General features: G+C 51.5%; 17 protein-coding genes and 1 pseudogene. 11 read left to right on the forward strand and 7 right to left on the reverse strand.

What is annotated here, in order from left to right; genetic code table 11:
- Positions 1-331: 331 nt before the first annotated feature.
- Genes purB through rluE form a run of 5 tightly spaced genes read right to left on the reverse strand, consistent with a single transcriptional unit; the run spans position 332 to position 4,636 of the window.
- The gene (purB, locus tag JSN25_RS14185) at positions 332-1,702 is read right to left on the reverse strand and encodes an adenylosuccinate lyase (protein ID WP_204525040.1); all 1,371 of its coding nucleotides are present in this window, start codon (positions 1,700-1,702) and stop codon (positions 332-334) included.
- 3 nt (positions 1,703-1,705) lie between these two features.
- Entirely contained in the window at positions 1,706-2,347 is a 642-nt protein-coding gene (gene hflD / locus JSN25_RS14190) for a high frequency lysogenization protein HflD (RefSeq protein ID WP_032940122.1), read from the reverse strand.
- Between the two features lie 34 nt (positions 2,348-2,381).
- A complete protein-coding gene (gene mnmA / locus JSN25_RS14195) occupies positions 2,382-3,488 on the reverse strand; it encodes a tRNA 2-thiouridine(34) synthase MnmA (protein ID WP_003832402.1) in 1,107 nt (368 codons plus the stop codon).
- A gap of 53 nt (positions 3,489-3,541) precedes the next feature.
- Complete coding sequence (locus JSN25_RS14200) at positions 3,542-4,003, reverse strand: NUDIX hydrolase (RefSeq protein WP_038639907.1); 462 nt, start codon at positions 4,001-4,003, stop codon at positions 3,542-3,544.
- Between the two features lie 9 nt (positions 4,004-4,012).
- A complete protein-coding gene (rluE, locus tag JSN25_RS14205; RefSeq protein WP_069325366.1) occupies positions 4,013-4,636 on the reverse strand; it encodes a 23S rRNA pseudouridine(2457) synthase RluE in 624 nt (207 codons plus the stop codon).
- A 201-nt stretch (positions 4,637-4,837) separates the two neighbouring features.
- On the opposite strand from rluE, the gene icd reads away from it, so the two are divergent.
- Positions 4,838-6,088, forward strand: a complete 1,251-nt coding sequence (gene icd / locus JSN25_RS14210) for an NADP-dependent isocitrate dehydrogenase (RefSeq protein WP_085049549.1) — start codon at positions 4,838-4,840, stop codon at positions 6,086-6,088.
- A gap of 113 nt (positions 6,089-6,201) precedes the next feature.
- On the opposite strand, the pseudogene JSN25_RS22115 reads toward icd, so the two are convergent.
- Positions 6,202-6,357 (reverse strand): annotated as a pseudogene (locus JSN25_RS22115) (integrase); the annotation flags it as partial.
- Between the two features lie 38 nt (positions 6,358-6,395).
- Between JSN25_RS22115 and JSN25_RS14215 the strand changes: the two are divergent.
- The 10 genes from JSN25_RS14215 to JSN25_RS14260 all read left to right on the forward strand — a co-directional run bounded on the left by JSN25_RS14215 (position 6,396) and on the right by JSN25_RS14260 (position 14,179).
- Positions 6,396-7,124 carry a MerR family transcriptional regulator gene (locus tag JSN25_RS14215; protein WP_199966712.1) on the forward strand — a complete coding sequence of 243 codons (729 nt, stop codon included), beginning with the start codon at positions 6,396-6,398 and terminating at the stop codon, positions 7,122-7,124.
- Positions 7,125-7,328: 204 nt separating this feature from the next.
- Positions 7,329-7,763, forward strand: a complete 435-nt coding sequence (locus JSN25_RS14220; RefSeq protein ID WP_038639921.1) for a nuclear transport factor 2 family protein — start codon at positions 7,329-7,331, stop codon at positions 7,761-7,763.
- Positions 7,760-8,479, forward strand: a complete 720-nt coding sequence (locus tag JSN25_RS14225) for an SDR family NAD(P)-dependent oxidoreductase (RefSeq protein ID WP_087857722.1) — start codon at positions 7,760-7,762, stop codon at positions 8,477-8,479. The genes JSN25_RS14220 and JSN25_RS14225 overlap by 4 nt, the downstream gene beginning before the upstream one ends.
- Positions 8,476-9,732, forward strand: coding sequence for an NAD(P)/FAD-dependent oxidoreductase (locus tag JSN25_RS14230; RefSeq protein ID WP_137347156.1), 1,257 nt, complete (start codon positions 8,476-8,478; stop codon positions 9,730-9,732). Before JSN25_RS14225 ends, JSN25_RS14230 begins: the two co-directional genes overlap by 4 nt.
- Before the next feature lies 1 nt (position 9,733).
- Positions 9,734-10,456, forward strand: a complete 723-nt coding sequence (locus tag JSN25_RS14235) for a DUF1365 domain-containing protein (RefSeq protein ID WP_159121298.1) — start codon at positions 9,734-9,736, stop codon at positions 10,454-10,456.
- Entirely contained in the window at positions 10,453-11,673 is a 1,221-nt protein-coding gene (locus JSN25_RS14240; RefSeq protein WP_204525041.1) for an SAM-dependent methyltransferase, read from the forward strand. Before JSN25_RS14235 ends, JSN25_RS14240 begins: the two co-directional genes overlap by 4 nt.
- Positions 11,670-12,152 carry a DUF2878 domain-containing protein gene (locus JSN25_RS14245; protein WP_159121297.1) on the forward strand — a complete coding sequence of 161 codons (483 nt, stop codon included), beginning with the start codon at positions 11,670-11,672 and terminating at the stop codon, positions 12,150-12,152. The genes JSN25_RS14240 and JSN25_RS14245 overlap by 4 nt, the downstream gene beginning before the upstream one ends.
- Positions 12,152-12,679: a hypothetical protein gene (locus tag JSN25_RS14250; protein WP_042308964.1), complete on the forward strand. Its 528-nt coding sequence runs from the start codon at positions 12,152-12,154 to the stop codon at positions 12,677-12,679. Before JSN25_RS14245 ends, JSN25_RS14250 begins: the two co-directional genes overlap by 1 nt.
- Positions 12,676-13,206: a DUF3833 domain-containing protein gene (locus tag JSN25_RS14255; protein ID WP_042308962.1), complete on the forward strand. Its 531-nt coding sequence runs from the start codon at positions 12,676-12,678 to the stop codon at positions 13,204-13,206. Before JSN25_RS14250 ends, JSN25_RS14255 begins: the two co-directional genes overlap by 4 nt.
- A gap of 13 nt (positions 13,207-13,219) precedes the next feature.
- A complete protein-coding gene (locus JSN25_RS14260; RefSeq protein ID WP_087857718.1) occupies positions 13,220-14,179 on the forward strand; it encodes a YbgA family protein in 960 nt (319 codons plus the stop codon).
- 129 nt (positions 14,180-14,308) lie between these two features.
- Here the strand turns inward: JSN25_RS14260 and yibB are convergent, their stop codons facing one another.
- Positions 14,309-15,166, reverse strand: a complete 858-nt coding sequence (gene yibB, locus JSN25_RS14265; protein WP_121528933.1) for a protein YibB — start codon at positions 15,164-15,166, stop codon at positions 14,309-14,311.
- Positions 15,167-15,183: the final 17 nt, after the last annotated feature.

The following is a 15,183-nucleotide window of genomic DNA, read 5'->3' on the forward strand; positions in this document are numbered from 1 at the left end:
ATTGTTACTTTTTTGGGGGCAAATTTGGGGGCAAAAATCAGTTTGGGGCATGATTTGGGGCAATGAAATGACTCATATTGCCCGCAATTGCCCAAGACGGTTTTTTATTAAATGATTGATTTTACGATAATTAACTGTATTTACTGAATTTACAAAATCAATTTTATAGTCTAACGCTGATTATGTGTCCGTGGGGATAAACATTTAATAAACCGGGGGAAGGGAGGCTATCACTGGCGAAAAAGCCGGAAGGCGCTGACGCTTATCCGGCTTCAATATAACATCAACTGGAGGCCGGAACTGACGAAACCGCCGTCCGGCACAAACCAGATTACTTCAGTTCATCAACCATGGTGATGGCGCGACCAATATAGTTGGCTGGTGTCATCGCTTTCAGGCGAGTTTTCTCGTCTTCCGGCAGGGCCAGGCCGTCGATAAACTGTTTCATACCTTCGGCGTCAACGCGCTTACCGCGCGTCAGCTCTTTCAGCTTCTCGTACGGTTTTTCAATGCCATAGCGACGCATTACGGTCTGAATAGGTTCGGCCAGCACTTCCCAGTTATGGCCCAGTTCATCAAGCAGATGCTCGCGATTGACTTCCAGTTTGCTCACGCCCTTCAGCGTGGACTGATATGCGATCAGCGCATAGCCAATACCGACACCCAGGTTGCGCAGAACGGTAGAGTCCGTCAGGTCGCGCTGCCAGCGGGACACCGGCAGTTTGCTCGCCAGGTGTTGCAGAACCGCGTTAGACAGACCCAGGTTACCTTCGGAGTTTTCGAAATCGATTGGGTTAACCTTGTGCGGCATGGTGGAGGAACCGATCTCACCGGCGATAGTTTTCTGTTTGAAATGGTTCAGCGCCACGTAACCCCAGACATCGCGGTCAAAGTCAATCAGGATAGTGTTGAAACGGGCGATGCAATCAAACAGCTCGGCAATGTAGTCGTGCGGTTCAATCTGCGTGGTGTAAGGGTTCCACTGGATGCCCAGCGACGTAACAAACTCTTCGCTGAACTGATGCCAGTCTACTTCCGGGTAAGCGGCGATGTGGGCGTTATAGTTACCGACGGCGCCGTTGATTTTACCGAGAATTTCGACCTGGTTAAGCTGGCGGTACTGGCGCTCCATACGGTAGGCCACGTTCGCCATTTCTTTGCCCAGCGTGGATGGGGTGGCGGGTTGACCGTGGGTACGGGAGAGCAGAGGGATATCGCGATACTGTACGGACAGATCTTTCACTGCGTCGATAAGCTTACGCCAGTACGGCAGGACCACTTCGTCGCGAGCGGTTTTCAGCATCAGCGCGTGAGACAGGTTGTTGATGTCTTCTGACGTACACGCGAAGTGAATAAACTCGGAAACGGCATGCAGTTCCGGGATATCAGCCACTTTTTCTTTCAGGAAATACTCAACTGCCTTCACATCATGGTTGGTCGTACGCTCAATGGTTTTGATGCGCGCAGCATCTTCTTCATTGAAGTTAGCGACGATCGCATCAAGGAAACCGATTGCGTCGGCAGCAAAAGCAGGAACTTCCTTGATCGCTGCGTGCGCGGCCAGTTTTTGCAGCCAGCGTACTTCAACCTGTACACGGAATTTCAGCAAACCGTATTCGCTGAAAATCCCGCGCAGCGCGCTGACTTTATCGCCGTAGCGTCCATCGACAGGGGAAACGGCGGTCAGTGAGGATAATTCCATAGATCACAACTCCGGGGTTAAATGAGCAAGAATTTGTTTTGCCTGAGTCGTCAGGCGATTACGAGAAAACATGAGTTGCAGACGGCCTCCACCAACCTGATGCCAGAGCACTGCTGCACGAATGCCAGCCAGTAGCGAAGCGCGTACTTTGGCCTGAACCTGCGGGCTCTGAAGGATGGCAGGAGAACCCGTAACCTGAATACGCGGGCCGAGTGGGCTGATGACGTCAACATAAATGCCGGCCATTGCGCTCATCAGCGTTTCTGACTGCAAATCAAAATGGTCCAACTGGCGCTGCAAGCCGTTGATACGGTCTCCCAGCGTGTCCATAGCGCCTTTGGCAGCTGACAGCTTACGCTCCAGTACCATCAGGCTTAACGTGTAGCGGGTGAGTTCCGCATTCAGCCCCTGACGACTGCTGGCGTTGAGCACGCCGAGCAACGTTTCAAGGCCAAGTCGCAGGTTAGCTTCACTCCCGCCAAAAACCCCAAGCGTAGAGCTGGGGTTCATGTCGATGATACTGTTGAGCGAAACGTGTAACGCATCGGCATCACAATGCCCCTGGTGCGCCAGTTCTTGCACCAGGCGTGCCGACTGGCATATACCTGCCAGGGCGAGGGTGATGTCATAATAGTTCTTTGCCACGTTCACTGCTTCCTTGTATCAAATGTGTAAATAATTAGACCGGCAAAGGCAGGCGTTGTTCGATAATTCCGCCGCCGAGGCAGACTTCGCCATTGTAAAAGACAGCCGACTGACCCGGCGTTACCGCCGCGACAGGTTCGTCGAAAATGACTTCAATACGTTCAGCATCCAGCGCTTTAACGGTGCACGGAATGTCGGTCTGACGATAACGGGTTTTCACCGTGCAGCGCATGGTGCCGGTGAACGGTTCGCGATCGACCCAATGCAGCTGTTGCGCCACCAGACCAACGGACATCAGACGTGGGTGTTCGTGACCCTGAGCGACAACCAGAATGTTGTTCTCAACATCTTTATCCACCACATACCATGGATCTTCCGTCCCTTCTTTTGTACCGCCAATGCCCAGACCTTTACGTTGGCCCAGAGTGTGGTACATCAGCCCCTGGTGCTGGCCAATTTCTTCACCGTCAACGGTGATGATTTTACCTGGCTGAGCGGGCAGGTAGCGACCAAGAAATTCGCGGAACTTGCGTTCGCCGATGAAGCAGATACCGGTGGAGTCTTTTTTCTTGGCCGTAATTAGTCCGAGATCTTCGGCAATTTTACGCACCTGTGGTTTTTCCAGTTCGCCAACCGGGAACAGGCTTTGCGCGATTTGCTCATGGCCGAGCGTGTAGAGGAAATAGCTCTGGTCTTTATTGCCATCGAGCCCTCGCAGCAGGCGGCTTTTTCCGTCGACATCCGCGCGGCGTACGTAGTGACCGGTGGCGATGTAATCGGCACCTAAATCTTCTGCGGCAAACTCAAGGAAGGCTTTAAATTTGATTTCTTTATTGCACAGAATATCCGGGTTCGGCGTACGACCCGCTTTGTACTCTTCCAGGAACAGTTCAAAGACGTTGTCCCAGTATTCTGCAGCAAAGTTAACGGTATGCAGTTCAATGCCGAGTTTGTCGCAAACAGCCTGCGCATCCGCGAGGTCGGCAGCCGCTGTGCAATATTCCTCACCATCGTCCTCTTCCCAGTTCTTCATGAACAGGCCTTCTACCTGATAACCCTGTTGTTGCAACAACCAGGCTGATACGGAAGAATCGACACCGCCGGACATGCCGACGATCACTTTTTTTGGGCTTTCAGACATAGGAATACTCACGACATTGAACTTCAAGGCGGCATATTCTAGCACGCAGCCCTTTACTTGACACCCTCTGTAAACGGCCAGTTAAATTCGCCGATCGTTGCCAGCGGATAGCGCTCTCCACTCTGGTAACAGAGAATGCTCTCGGCAACCAGCGGCGAACGCAGATTTGGCGCTGAAAGAATCTCTTCTGCGCTGACCCAGCGGCAGCAATCTATATCACTGTCATGAGGTTCAGTAGCGCACATATTGGCAAGTTCGATAGAAAACAGAAAACGCAAAAAGGGCGTTTTGTCTGGCGCAATCCATTGATGCATTCGAATGAAGTGCTGCGGTTGTGCGTTGATGCCTGTCTCTTCCCATAGCTCACGAGCGGCGGCCTGCACCAGAGTTTCGTCCGCTTCCAGGTGCCCGGCAGGTTGATTCCACAAAGCTTTGCCGTTGATGGTTTCCTCAACCACTAAAAATTTATCTTCTGCATGCACAATGCAGGCGACCGTGACGTGTGGTTTGAACATACAGCTTCCTTATACAGTTGCATCCCGCCATTCGCCGTTAGCGAGATTTTCCAGTGTGTAATCGCCCATGGCATAGCGTATGAGGCGCAGCGTAGGAAACCCAACATGCGCCGTCATCCGACGTACCTGACGGTTGCGGCCTTCATATAAGGTGACTTTTAGCCAACTGGTGGGAATATTCTTCCGTTCACGAATGGGCGGGTTTCTCGGCCACAGCCAGGCAGGTTCTTCTACCATTTGAATTCCTGCGGGCAGTGTAGGGCCATCGTTGAGCGTTACGCCAGTGCGCAGGGCTTCCAGCGCTTCGGGCGTAGGTTCTCCCTCAACCTGAACATAATAAATTTTCCCCGTGCGCTTGCCGGGCTGCGTTAACCGCGCCTGTAATGCGCCATCGTTGGTCAGCACTAAAAGCCCTTCACTGTCCCGATCCAAACGACCCGCAGCATACACGCCTTGCACGGGAATAAAATCTTTTAACGTTTTGCGTCCGGCTTCGTCAGTAAATTGTGGCAAAACATCGTAGGGTTTATTGAACAAAACCACGCGTTTTGGCTGGTTTTCTTTACGCTGTTTAGTGACTTGTCGTGAGCTGAATCGCTTAACTTGGTGATTTCTAAAAGAAGTTTTTTGCATGGTATTTTCAGATTATATCAATTGCCGCATTATAGCCTAAGAACGAGTGTCTTTCATGGCGACGAACAATAGGGTAGTATTGACACGCTCATTACAAATCATTAACAAAAAATTGCTCTAACGCAGTCGTGCAGCAGGACGCCAATGCACATGCAGCGCGATGACAGACGAGCAAACCAGAAGCGCTCGAAGGAGAGGTGAATGGAAAGCAAAGTAGTTGTTCCGGCGGAAGGTAAGAAGATCACCCTGCAAAACGGCAAACTCAACGTTCCTGAAAATCCGATTATCCCGTTCATTGAAGGCGACGGTATCGGCGTTGATGTAACCCCACCGATGATCAAAGTTGTCGATGCTGCTGTCAAGAAAGCCTATAAAGGCGAGCGTAAAATCTCCTGGATGGAAATCTACACCGGCGAGAAATCCACTCAGGTTTATGGTCAGGACGTCTGGCTGCCTGCTGAAACCCTTGATCTGATTCGTGAATATCGTGTTGCCATCAAAGGCCCTCTGACCACGCCAGTTGGCGGCGGTATTCGCTCTCTGAACGTTGCTCTGCGTCAGGAACTTGACCTGTATGTCTGCCTGCGCCCGGTGCGTTATTACCAGGGTACGCCAAGCCCGGTTAAACACCCTGAACTGACCGACATGGTTATCTTCCGTGAAAACTCCGAAGATATCTATGCGGGTATCGAGTGGAAAGCAGACTCCGCAGATGCTGAGAAAGTGATTAAATTCCTGCGTGAAGAAATGGGCGTGAAGAAAATTCGCTTCCCGGAACATTGTGGTATTGGTATCAAACCGTGTTCCGAAGAAGGGACCAAGCGTCTGGTTCGTGCGGCGATCGAATATGCCATCGCGAACGATCGCGATTCTGTTACCCTGGTACATAAAGGTAACATCATGAAGTTCACTGAAGGCGCGTTCAAAGACTGGGGTTATCAGTTAGCGCGTGAAGAATTCGGTGGTGAATTGATCGATGGCGGCCCGTGGGTGAAAATCAAGAACCCGAAATCCGGCAAAGAAATCGTGGTTAAGGACGTTATCGCCGATGCGTTCCTGCAACAGATCCTGCTGCGTCCTGCTGAGTACGATGTGATTGCGTGTATGAACCTGAACGGCGACTACATCTCTGATGCGTTGGCAGCACAGGTGGGTGGTATTGGTATCGCGCCAGGCGCGAACATCGGTGACGAATGTGCGCTGTTCGAAGCGACCCATGGTACTGCACCGAAGTACGCAGGCCAGGATAAAGTGAACCCAGGTTCAATCATTCTGTCTGCTGAAATGATGCTGCGCCACATGGGTTGGACTGAAGCGGCTGACTTAATTGTTAAAGGTATGGAAGGCGCGATCAACGCTAAGACCGTAACTTATGATTTCGAACGTCTGATGGACGGCGCTAAGCTGCTGAAATGTTCAGAGTTTGGTGACGCGATCATCGAAAACATGTAATCCAGATTCTGGGTTGTGTGAGAACGGGAGCCGAGAGGTTCCCGTTTTTTATGCCTGTAACATTGTTTCCCCAAAACGTTTCCCCAAAACGTTTCCCCAAAAACCAGGCGTGCTCACCCTGTTTTTACTTCGACAACAGTCCAATCCTTACCCCTGTCGTCGTGATATTTGTCTGTCATTTCTCTTGATTTATGTTCCAATAATTTCTGGATATCAATCCCTTGTGCTTTATATCTTCTTTCTGCAAGTGATTGTTGCTCGTGGTTCGTAGTATATTGAAAGTATTCTTGGTTATTCGGTGCTCTGTATGTCCTATTCCATCGGTGAATTTGCGCGGCTTTGTGGAATAACCGCCACAACGCTGCGCGCCTGGCAACGTCGTTATGGACTTCTCAAACCACAGCGTACGGATGGTGGGCACCGGTTGTATAGCGATGACGATATCCAACAGGCGCTTAAAATTCTCGATTGGGTGAAAAAAGGCGTACCGATAAGCCAGGTTAAACCGTTGCTGTCCCGCCCTGGTGCCCGGCGAACGAATAACTGGTTCGTTCTGCAAGAGAGTATGCTGCAGCGCCTGAACGAAGGGAAAATAGAATCTCTGCGCCAGCTTATTTATGATGCCGGCCGCGAATATCCCCGCCCTGAACTGGTGAGCGAGGTGCTGCGTCCTCTGCGAAGCCAGGTATCAGCTAACGTGCCGGCTATCATGACGCTGCGTGAAATCCTTGATGGTATTATTATTTCTTACACCTCGTTTTGCCTGGAAGGGGATAAGCGTGCGCCGGGCGATAACTACCTGATTACAGGCTGGCATCTTACCGACCCCTGCGAGATCTGGCTTGAAGCGCTTGGTCGCACTGGACAGGGACATCGCATTGATGTGCTTCCTGTACCGCCCGCGATGCTTGCGCCTGAAATTTTCCCCGATCGCAAATGGCTGTTGGTGACGTCCGGCAAACTCACCGTAGCGCGCAAAAAACAGATAGACCTCTGGCAACAGCAGGTCAACTCCCTCGAAGTGATCCCGCTTTAATCCTCTGTCATTACCTTTCTTGTGTGTTGATTGGCCACTACCTTAGTGGCTTACGAATAAATTCTCTCAAAAATACTAAATTTTAATTTGTTGAATTAAATGAATTTATAATTATTTATTAGTATAAACTTGGACAAATTAAAGTGTTTGTGTAAGTTTTAATTATACCGCCTACGTAATGTGGTTCACACAAGGGTAAGAGCTATGCGCGCACCGCCATCGGTTATCGACAGGTTTGTGGATTACTACGCCAGTTTGGATCGCCAGCCCGTCCCCGCGCTTGCCGGGTTGTACGACGTGCACGCGGTACTTGTCGATCCCTTCGGGGAACATAACGGGCTGTTTGCCATTCAGCGCTATTTCTCGCATCTCCTGGCGAATGTGAATGCCTGCCGTTTTGCCATTGACCCTCCACTGTGTGAGACCGGGCGGTTTGCCGTGACGTGGACAATGTACTGGTCGCATCCGCGTATTGCTGGCGGAGAAATACGATCTTTGCCGGGATGTTCAATGGTCGAGACACATGGCGAGAAGATTTTTCGCCAGCGTGATTATTACGATGCCGGTGAGATGCTCTATGAGCATCTGCCGCTGTTGGGTTGGGCCGTTCGCCACGTTAAAAGGAGGGTGCGCGCATGATGACTGTCCTCATTACTGGCGCAAGTTCTGGGATTGGCGCCGGGCTTGCAAAATCATGGGCCGATGACGGCTGTCACGTGATTGCCTGTGGCCGCAATCCCGAAAGGCTGGAACAACTGCGCCAATCCCACGCCAACATCACAGTACGGCTGTTCGATATGACAGACAGGGACGCCTGTCGCCAGGCGTTGGCGGACTGCAAACCCGAACTGGTTATTCTCTGTGCCGGAACTTGCGAATATCTCGACCACGGCTGGATAGATGCAGGGAAGGTTGAACGGGTGATGGCGGCGAATTATCACGGCCCCATCAACTGCCTGGCAGCGCTTCAGCCGCAGTTAACTTCCGGTAACCGCGTGGTGCTGGTCAGTTCGATGGCGCACTGGCTGCCGTTCCCACGGGCGGAAGCCTATGGTGCGTCTAAAGCCGCGCTAACCTGGTTTGCCAATAGTTTGCGTCTGGACTGGGAGCCAAAGGGGATTGCCGTGACCGTCGTTTCGCCAGGATTTGTTGATACCCCGCTTACCCGTAAAAACGATTTTCCTATGCCCGGGCAGGTGAGTGTAGAGCAGGCGGTGAAGGCTATTCGCCGTGGCCTGGCGAAAGGAAAAAATAGTATTGCCTTCCCGACAGGTTTTGGCGTGTTGCTGCGTCTGTTGGCCGGGCTGCCTGAGAGTCTCCAGCGCGCGTTGCTGCGCAGGATGGTGCGTTCATGAAAATTGCTATCATTGGCAGTGGTATTGCCGGATTAACCTGCGCCTGGCGTCTGGCCGGACATCATCAGGTGACGCTTTTTGAAGCGGCGTCGACCCCGGGCGGCCATACTGCGACGGTAGATATAGCGACTCCACAGGGGAATTTCGCAATTGATAGCGGCTTTATCGTCTACAACGACCGAACTTATCCGCGTTTTATGGGCTTGCTGAGTGAACTCGGTATCCAGGGGCAAAAAACGCAGATGAGTTTTTCGGTGCATAATACGCAAAGCGGTATGGAGTACAGCGGTCATACGCTGACTTCCTTGTTCGCCCAACGTCAGAACCTGCTCAAACCCGCATTTTGGGGAATGCTGAAAGAGATTGTCCGTTTTAATCGTCTGGCTAAACGGGCATTGAATGATGTCGATGCAAACGCCACGCTACAGACCTTCCTCGACCAGCACCATTTCAGTACGTTCTTTGCGCGTCATTATATTCTGCCGATGGGCGCAGCCATCTGGTCATCTTCGCTACAGGAGATGCGCCGTTTTCCGTTGCCGCTGTTCTTGCGCTTCTTTGAACACCACGGCCTGCTGGATATCTGGCATCGTCCGCAGTGGTTCGTGGTGCCAGGCGGATCGCGCGAGTACATTCGCGTTATGCTGGCGAAGCTGGGTGAGCGTCTGGCATTGCACCTCAATGCGCCTGTTCAGCAGGTTATTCGTCACGACAGCGGCGTCAAAATCCAGTTGGCAGGATCAGTACAGACGTTTGATCAGGTGATCTTCGCTTGTCATTCTTCGCAGGCTCTGGTCGTGCTTGGTGATGCCACCCCCGCAGAACGCGACGTGCTGGGCGCAATTAGCTGGCAGCGTAACGAGGTCGTATTGCATAGCGATCGCCGCTGGTTACCGGTACGCGAACGCGCGTGGGCAAGCTGGAATTACCGCCTGAGTGGGCAAGATCGCGCCAGCGCCTGCGTCACCTATAACATGAATATTCTCCAGGGATTACCCGAAGGAAGCCCGCTATTCTGCGTGACCCTCAACCCGGACACCCCTATTGACGAGCGATTCGTCTGGCGACGCTTTGTCTACGAGCACCCATTGTTTAATCCCGACAGCTGGCGCGCGCAGGCGCGCCGCACTGAGATCAACGGCCTGCGTCGGACCTGGTTCTGCGGGGCTTATTGGTACAACGGCTTTCATGAGGATGGCGTGCGCAGCGCGCTCGATGTAGTACACGGCATTGCCGCAGGAGAGGGGGGCTAAGATGAACAGCTGCCTGTACCACGGTATTTTGCGCCATCGCCGCCTCCAGCCAGCAACACACCAGTTTAGTTATCAGGTGTTTATGGCGTGGCTCGATTTAGATGAACTCGCACAGCTTCCGGGCGTGGGCGTGAAATGTAATCGCTTCGCCGCGGCCGCTTTTCATGATGCGGATTACCCGCTGGGGGCACCGTTAAGAGAGAGCGTGTTGAATAAGCTTGCCTGCCTGACGGGCGAACATCCCGGGGGGCGTGTAATGCTTCTGACACAGCTGCGCTATTTCGGTTTTCATTTTAACCCGGTCAATTTTTACTACTGCTATGACCGTTCACAGCGTCTGCGCTGGGTACTGGCGGAAGTCCGCAATACACCATGGAATGAGCGACATTACTACGCTGTAGACGCACAGGAAAAGCGTCCGTCGGAAAAAGCGTTCCATGTATCGCCATTTAACCCGATGGATATGGTCTATCACTGGCGATTTAACCCGCCGGGTAAAACGCTGCATATGCATATCGAAAACCACCAGGCAGAGAAGATTTTTGATGCCAGCCTGATGCTCAAACGCGAGCCGTTGACGCAGGCGAGTTTACGCGCGTTGCTGCTACGACTGCCGTTGATGACGCTGAAAACGGTGTTCGCGATTTACTGGCAGGCGCTACGCCTGTGGCTCAAGCGAGTCCCTCTCTACAACCATCCCGTCAGCAGGAGTGAACGATCATGACCGATCCCGTCTTTGCGCTTGAACCTGATGTTCCGCGCAACCTGCGTGTGGCGCGTTGGCTTCTTTTCCGCATGCTGAGCGGCCTTCGCCAGGGTTCTGTCACGGTGCGGGAAGGGGAGCAGACCTTACATTTTGGTGATGTTTCAGCTGAATTACGCGCTGACGTACATATTCTCTCGCCCAGGGTGTACTGGCGGGTGCTGATAGGCGGAAGTCTTGCAGCGGCTGAGGCCTGGATGGACGGAGAGTGGGAAACGCAACAGCTCACGCCGTTACTGCAAATATTTGCGCTTAACAGCACCCTACTGGGACGCCTGGAAAGCGGTTTTCGCCTGCTTGGCCGACCTGCCGAGCGTTTGCGTCACTGGACGCGTCGCAACCATCGGCAACAAGCAAGAGAAAACATTGCCGCGCATTACGATCTCGGCAATGCATTTTACGCGCACTTTCTTGATGAGGATTTACTCTATTCCAGCGCATTATTCACCTGCCCCGAGCAGTCTTTAGCGCAGGCTCAGCAGGCCAAAATGGCGCGGCTTTGCGAGCAACTGGCACTGACCGCAAATGATCACCTGCTGGAGATTGGTACTGGTTGGGGGGCGATGGCGGAATTCGCCGCCCGCCACTACGGTTGCCGTGTAACCACCACGACCCTGTCTCAGGAACAGTTTGCCTGGGCGAAAGCGCGGATTGCCCGCGCAGGTTTACAGGAGAGAGTCAACGTCCTGCTGTGCGACTACCGCGACCTGACCGGGGAATTCGACAAACTGGTGTCGGTTGAAATGATCGAAGCGGTTGGTCAGCGTTATCTGCCGACGTTTTTCCGTACCTGCCAGGCGCGACTGCGTCGTGGGGGAAAACTGGCGATTCAGGCCATTACCATTCAGGATCAGCGCTATCGCGAATACAGCAAAAGCGTTGATTTTATTCAGCGCTATATCTTTTCAGGGGGCTTTTTACCCAGTATCACCGCGATGAGCGGCCTGATGACAAAGCATACTGACTTTGTGGTTCGTAATCTGTTCGATATGGGGCCCGACTACGCCCGGACGCTTGCGCACTGGCGACAAGGATTTGTTCACGCCTGGCATGACATTGAAAAACTGGGATTTGATGAGCGTTTTCGCCGTATGTGGCTGTACTACTTCGGCTACTGCGAAGCCGGTTTTAACGCCCGCACGATCAGCGTGGTGCAACTGACGGCGGAACGTCCATGAACCGCCATTTACAGGTCTTTTTCCTGGCTGTCGGGTTCGATCTGTACTGGCTCATGGTGGTGTTATTTCGTGAGCGCGGCCTGGCGTTATGGCTTGGGCTGGCTATTCTGGCCTGCTTCTTGCTGCCGTCTGCGCAACGTCTGTACGCGTTAATGCTGGCAGCGGTGGGTAGTGGTCTGGATGCGCTGTGGGCGTTGACGGGGTTGATTAATTTTCACGGCGAAGCATTGTTGCCGTTATGGATGGTTGCGCTTTGGCTCATGTTCGCTGTCCTGTGGACGCACCTTACCTGCTCGACTACCTTGCCGGGATGGCTGCTGGCCATAATGGCCACCGGTGGTGGGCCGATCGCCTATGTGATAGGAGAGCGTTTGGGGGCCATTACTTTTCTGGAACCAACATTTATTGTTGTTGGCTTAATGGCGGCGGGCTGGCTGGTGTTGATGCTGTTTTTTCATATTTTCATGGGGAAACACTAATGAAACCTGCCTTATTGATACTGCTGGGCGTCATGGCGACGGCGCCTTTTGCCGGTGCCGCTGACTGGTTAAGCTGGCGGAAAGTCGGCGATGCGACGCTCTCCTGGGGACCATTCACGATCTATACCTCACAACTGCGCACGCCGGATGGGCGCTATCGCGGGCTGAAAGAGGATCAAGCACTGATTATCACCTATCAGCGCAATATTGAACGGCAAGAACTGGTTAATGCCACCCGCGATCAGTGGCGAGCGCAGGGTATTCTCGGGCGGGAAGCGCAGAGTGAGTCCTGGCTTCGCATGTTGAGTGAGATATGGCCAGACGTCGCGCCAGGTACGCAACTGGCTTTTGTATTGCAAGATAAGCAGGGGAAGTTTTGGTATCGCGCTTCGGCGGCTCAAAGGCACTTTATCCCGCTTGGCCCACCGCAGTCGGCGGCGTTCAGCGAAAACTTTCTCTCTGTCTGGCTGGGTTCCCGCACGCAATATCCTGAGCTGCGTCAGCAGCTTACTGGAGGTGAAAAATGAAACGTTTATTGGCCCTGAGCCTGCCCTTGCTGATGCAGGTGGCTGGTTGTAGCGCTGAAATTGCCGACTATCGGCAACAGCAGCCGACGCTGGATATCTTTCAGTATTTTCAGGGAGAAACGCAAGCATGGGGGATGATTCAGGACCGCAGCGGTAAACAGCTTCGTCGCTTCCATGTCGATATTAACGGCGATGTGGTGGGAGACACATTGACCCTCAATGAACGCTTTGTGTACGACGATGGAGAGAAACAGCAGCGGGTGTGGCATATCCGTAAAGTTAGCGCTGATCGTTACGAGGGTACTGCCGGTGACATTGAAGGCGTGGCGAAGGGGCAAGCAGCGGGCAACGCGTTCAACTGGCATTACAGCATGAATGTGAAAGCCAGCGGCAGAACCTGGTTGCTGAATTTTGACGACTGGATGTACATGCAGGATGCTAACCATCTGTTTAATAAAACGGAGATGAAGAAATTTGGCCTCACCGTCGGTACGGTGACGCTTTTCTTCTCCCGTAAAACGCGATAGTGAGGAAGAGGTCATGAAAATGCAACCCATCGTTGGGATCAGCGGTTGTTTAACGGGATCTGCCGTCCGCTTTGACGGCGGGCATAAACGGGCAGAATTTGCGATGGAGAAACTAGCCCAGTGGGTGACTTTCCAGCCTGTTTGCCCGGAGATGGCGATAGGTTTGCCTGTCCCTCGGCCAGCGCTGCGCCTGGTGCAAACGACTGTCGGGGATATTCGCATGCGTTTTAGTCACGCACCTCACGAAGACGTGACCGACGAAATGGCTGACTTCTGCCAGCGGTATCTGGCAGGGCTGGACACACTGTCCGGTTTTATCGTCTGTGCAAAATCCCCCAGTTGTGGCATGGAACGTGTGCGCTTATATGACGATAAAGGCAATCGCGGGCGTAAAGACGGGGTGGGACTGTTTACCGCCGCGCTGATGGAGAAATATCCGTGGCTACCGGTAGAAGAAGACGGGCGACTGCACGATCCGGTCCTACGCGAAAACTTCGTCGAAAGGGTTTTCGCGCTACATGAGCTCAATATGCTGCGCAAAAATGGCCTGACGCGGCGGGCTCTACTGGATTTTCATAGTCGTTATAAATTGCAATTGCTGGCTCACCATCAGGCCGGGTATAGGCAAATTGGCCCATTTGTCGCATCACTGCATGAATGGGAGGATCTGGAGGCTTTCTTTGCGGTCTACCGGGATAACTTAATGACAATTCTGAAGAAACCCGCCTCACGTAAAAACCACACAAACGTGCTTATGCACATTCAGGGGTACTTCCGTAATCAATTAACAATGCGTCAGCGCGGCGAGTTGCGCGAGGTGATCCTTCATTACCGCGTAGGACTACTGCCCATCCTGGCCCCGATGACGTTGCTGAAACATTATCTGGCGGAATACCCGGACGATTATCTGCTGACGCAGAATTACTTTGATCCCTACCCGCAAGAATTAGCATTGCGACTGACTGTTAATTGATCATGACTGATAAACAGAACCGAGCAGAGTGATAATTTATGTCGTGTTCGAATATTTAATTACCGCTCTTCGCTCATAGTAGACATCAGCTTTACCTTTATCGGTATTGTGTATGTCTACAATTTAATCTTATTTCCCGATAAGTGTTACTTTTAACCTTCGTGAAAAAGAAACAAAATCATTCCTGCCATACAATTTAAACAAATTGAACCATCGGTTCTTACCGAGATGATTTAGTTTGATTAATTGAGGTTTATAATGGTAGCACATTATAAAAATACCCTGATCATCATCCACAATATTGTTTTTAAGCGTTGTCATTTGGCACTGGCAAACCAATTCATAAAATTCTTTCCATTTATTTTGTGTTGCAACAATGGCACCGCCAATAATATAAGAGCGATTATTAATCATGTGATCGAAAACCTGATGAAGCGTTTTGGCAGTTAACCCTTTTTTTACTGTGAATAAGTTAACTTTGTTGACGTCAAAACGATAATTCCAGCGAGATAATCCATCTATTACTTTCGCATTACGACAGTAACCAAAATCAATCCATGCAACCATGTTATTATTTACAAGGTTTAACTCTATTGCCTTATTTACAAAGTATGTCTTCAGGTTGCAAACTAGTACGTAGTCTGAGGACCAGTATTCAGGGTTTATTAGTTGGCGAGTTTCAAGCTTATTTCTAAACTCATCATTTCTCTGGATCTGAGAAATCCTGTTTTTAATGTGTTGGAATTTTTTATTAATATCTAAGGGGATTACAACAGTACGTTTACCATTTCTAATTTTTTCTATTTTTGGTTTAAGATCGCAGGATGTAAATATAACCATGTCATTATCTAACTCAGACAGGTTTTTAAAATAATTGATGTAGGTATCAGATGTTCTCTCTAGATGAGGAGAGAAACCTTTATCACTCGTCCAGTTTCCTCGTCCTATATCGAAAAATGCTGTAACGATGGTAATAGATGAATTCATTTCTATGTAGTCCGTTT

Origin of the sequence: Citrobacter cronae (genome assembly GCF_016893685.1) — a bacterium.
Lineage (GTDB): Bacteria > Pseudomonadota > Gammaproteobacteria > Enterobacterales > Enterobacteriaceae > Citrobacter > Citrobacter werkmanii.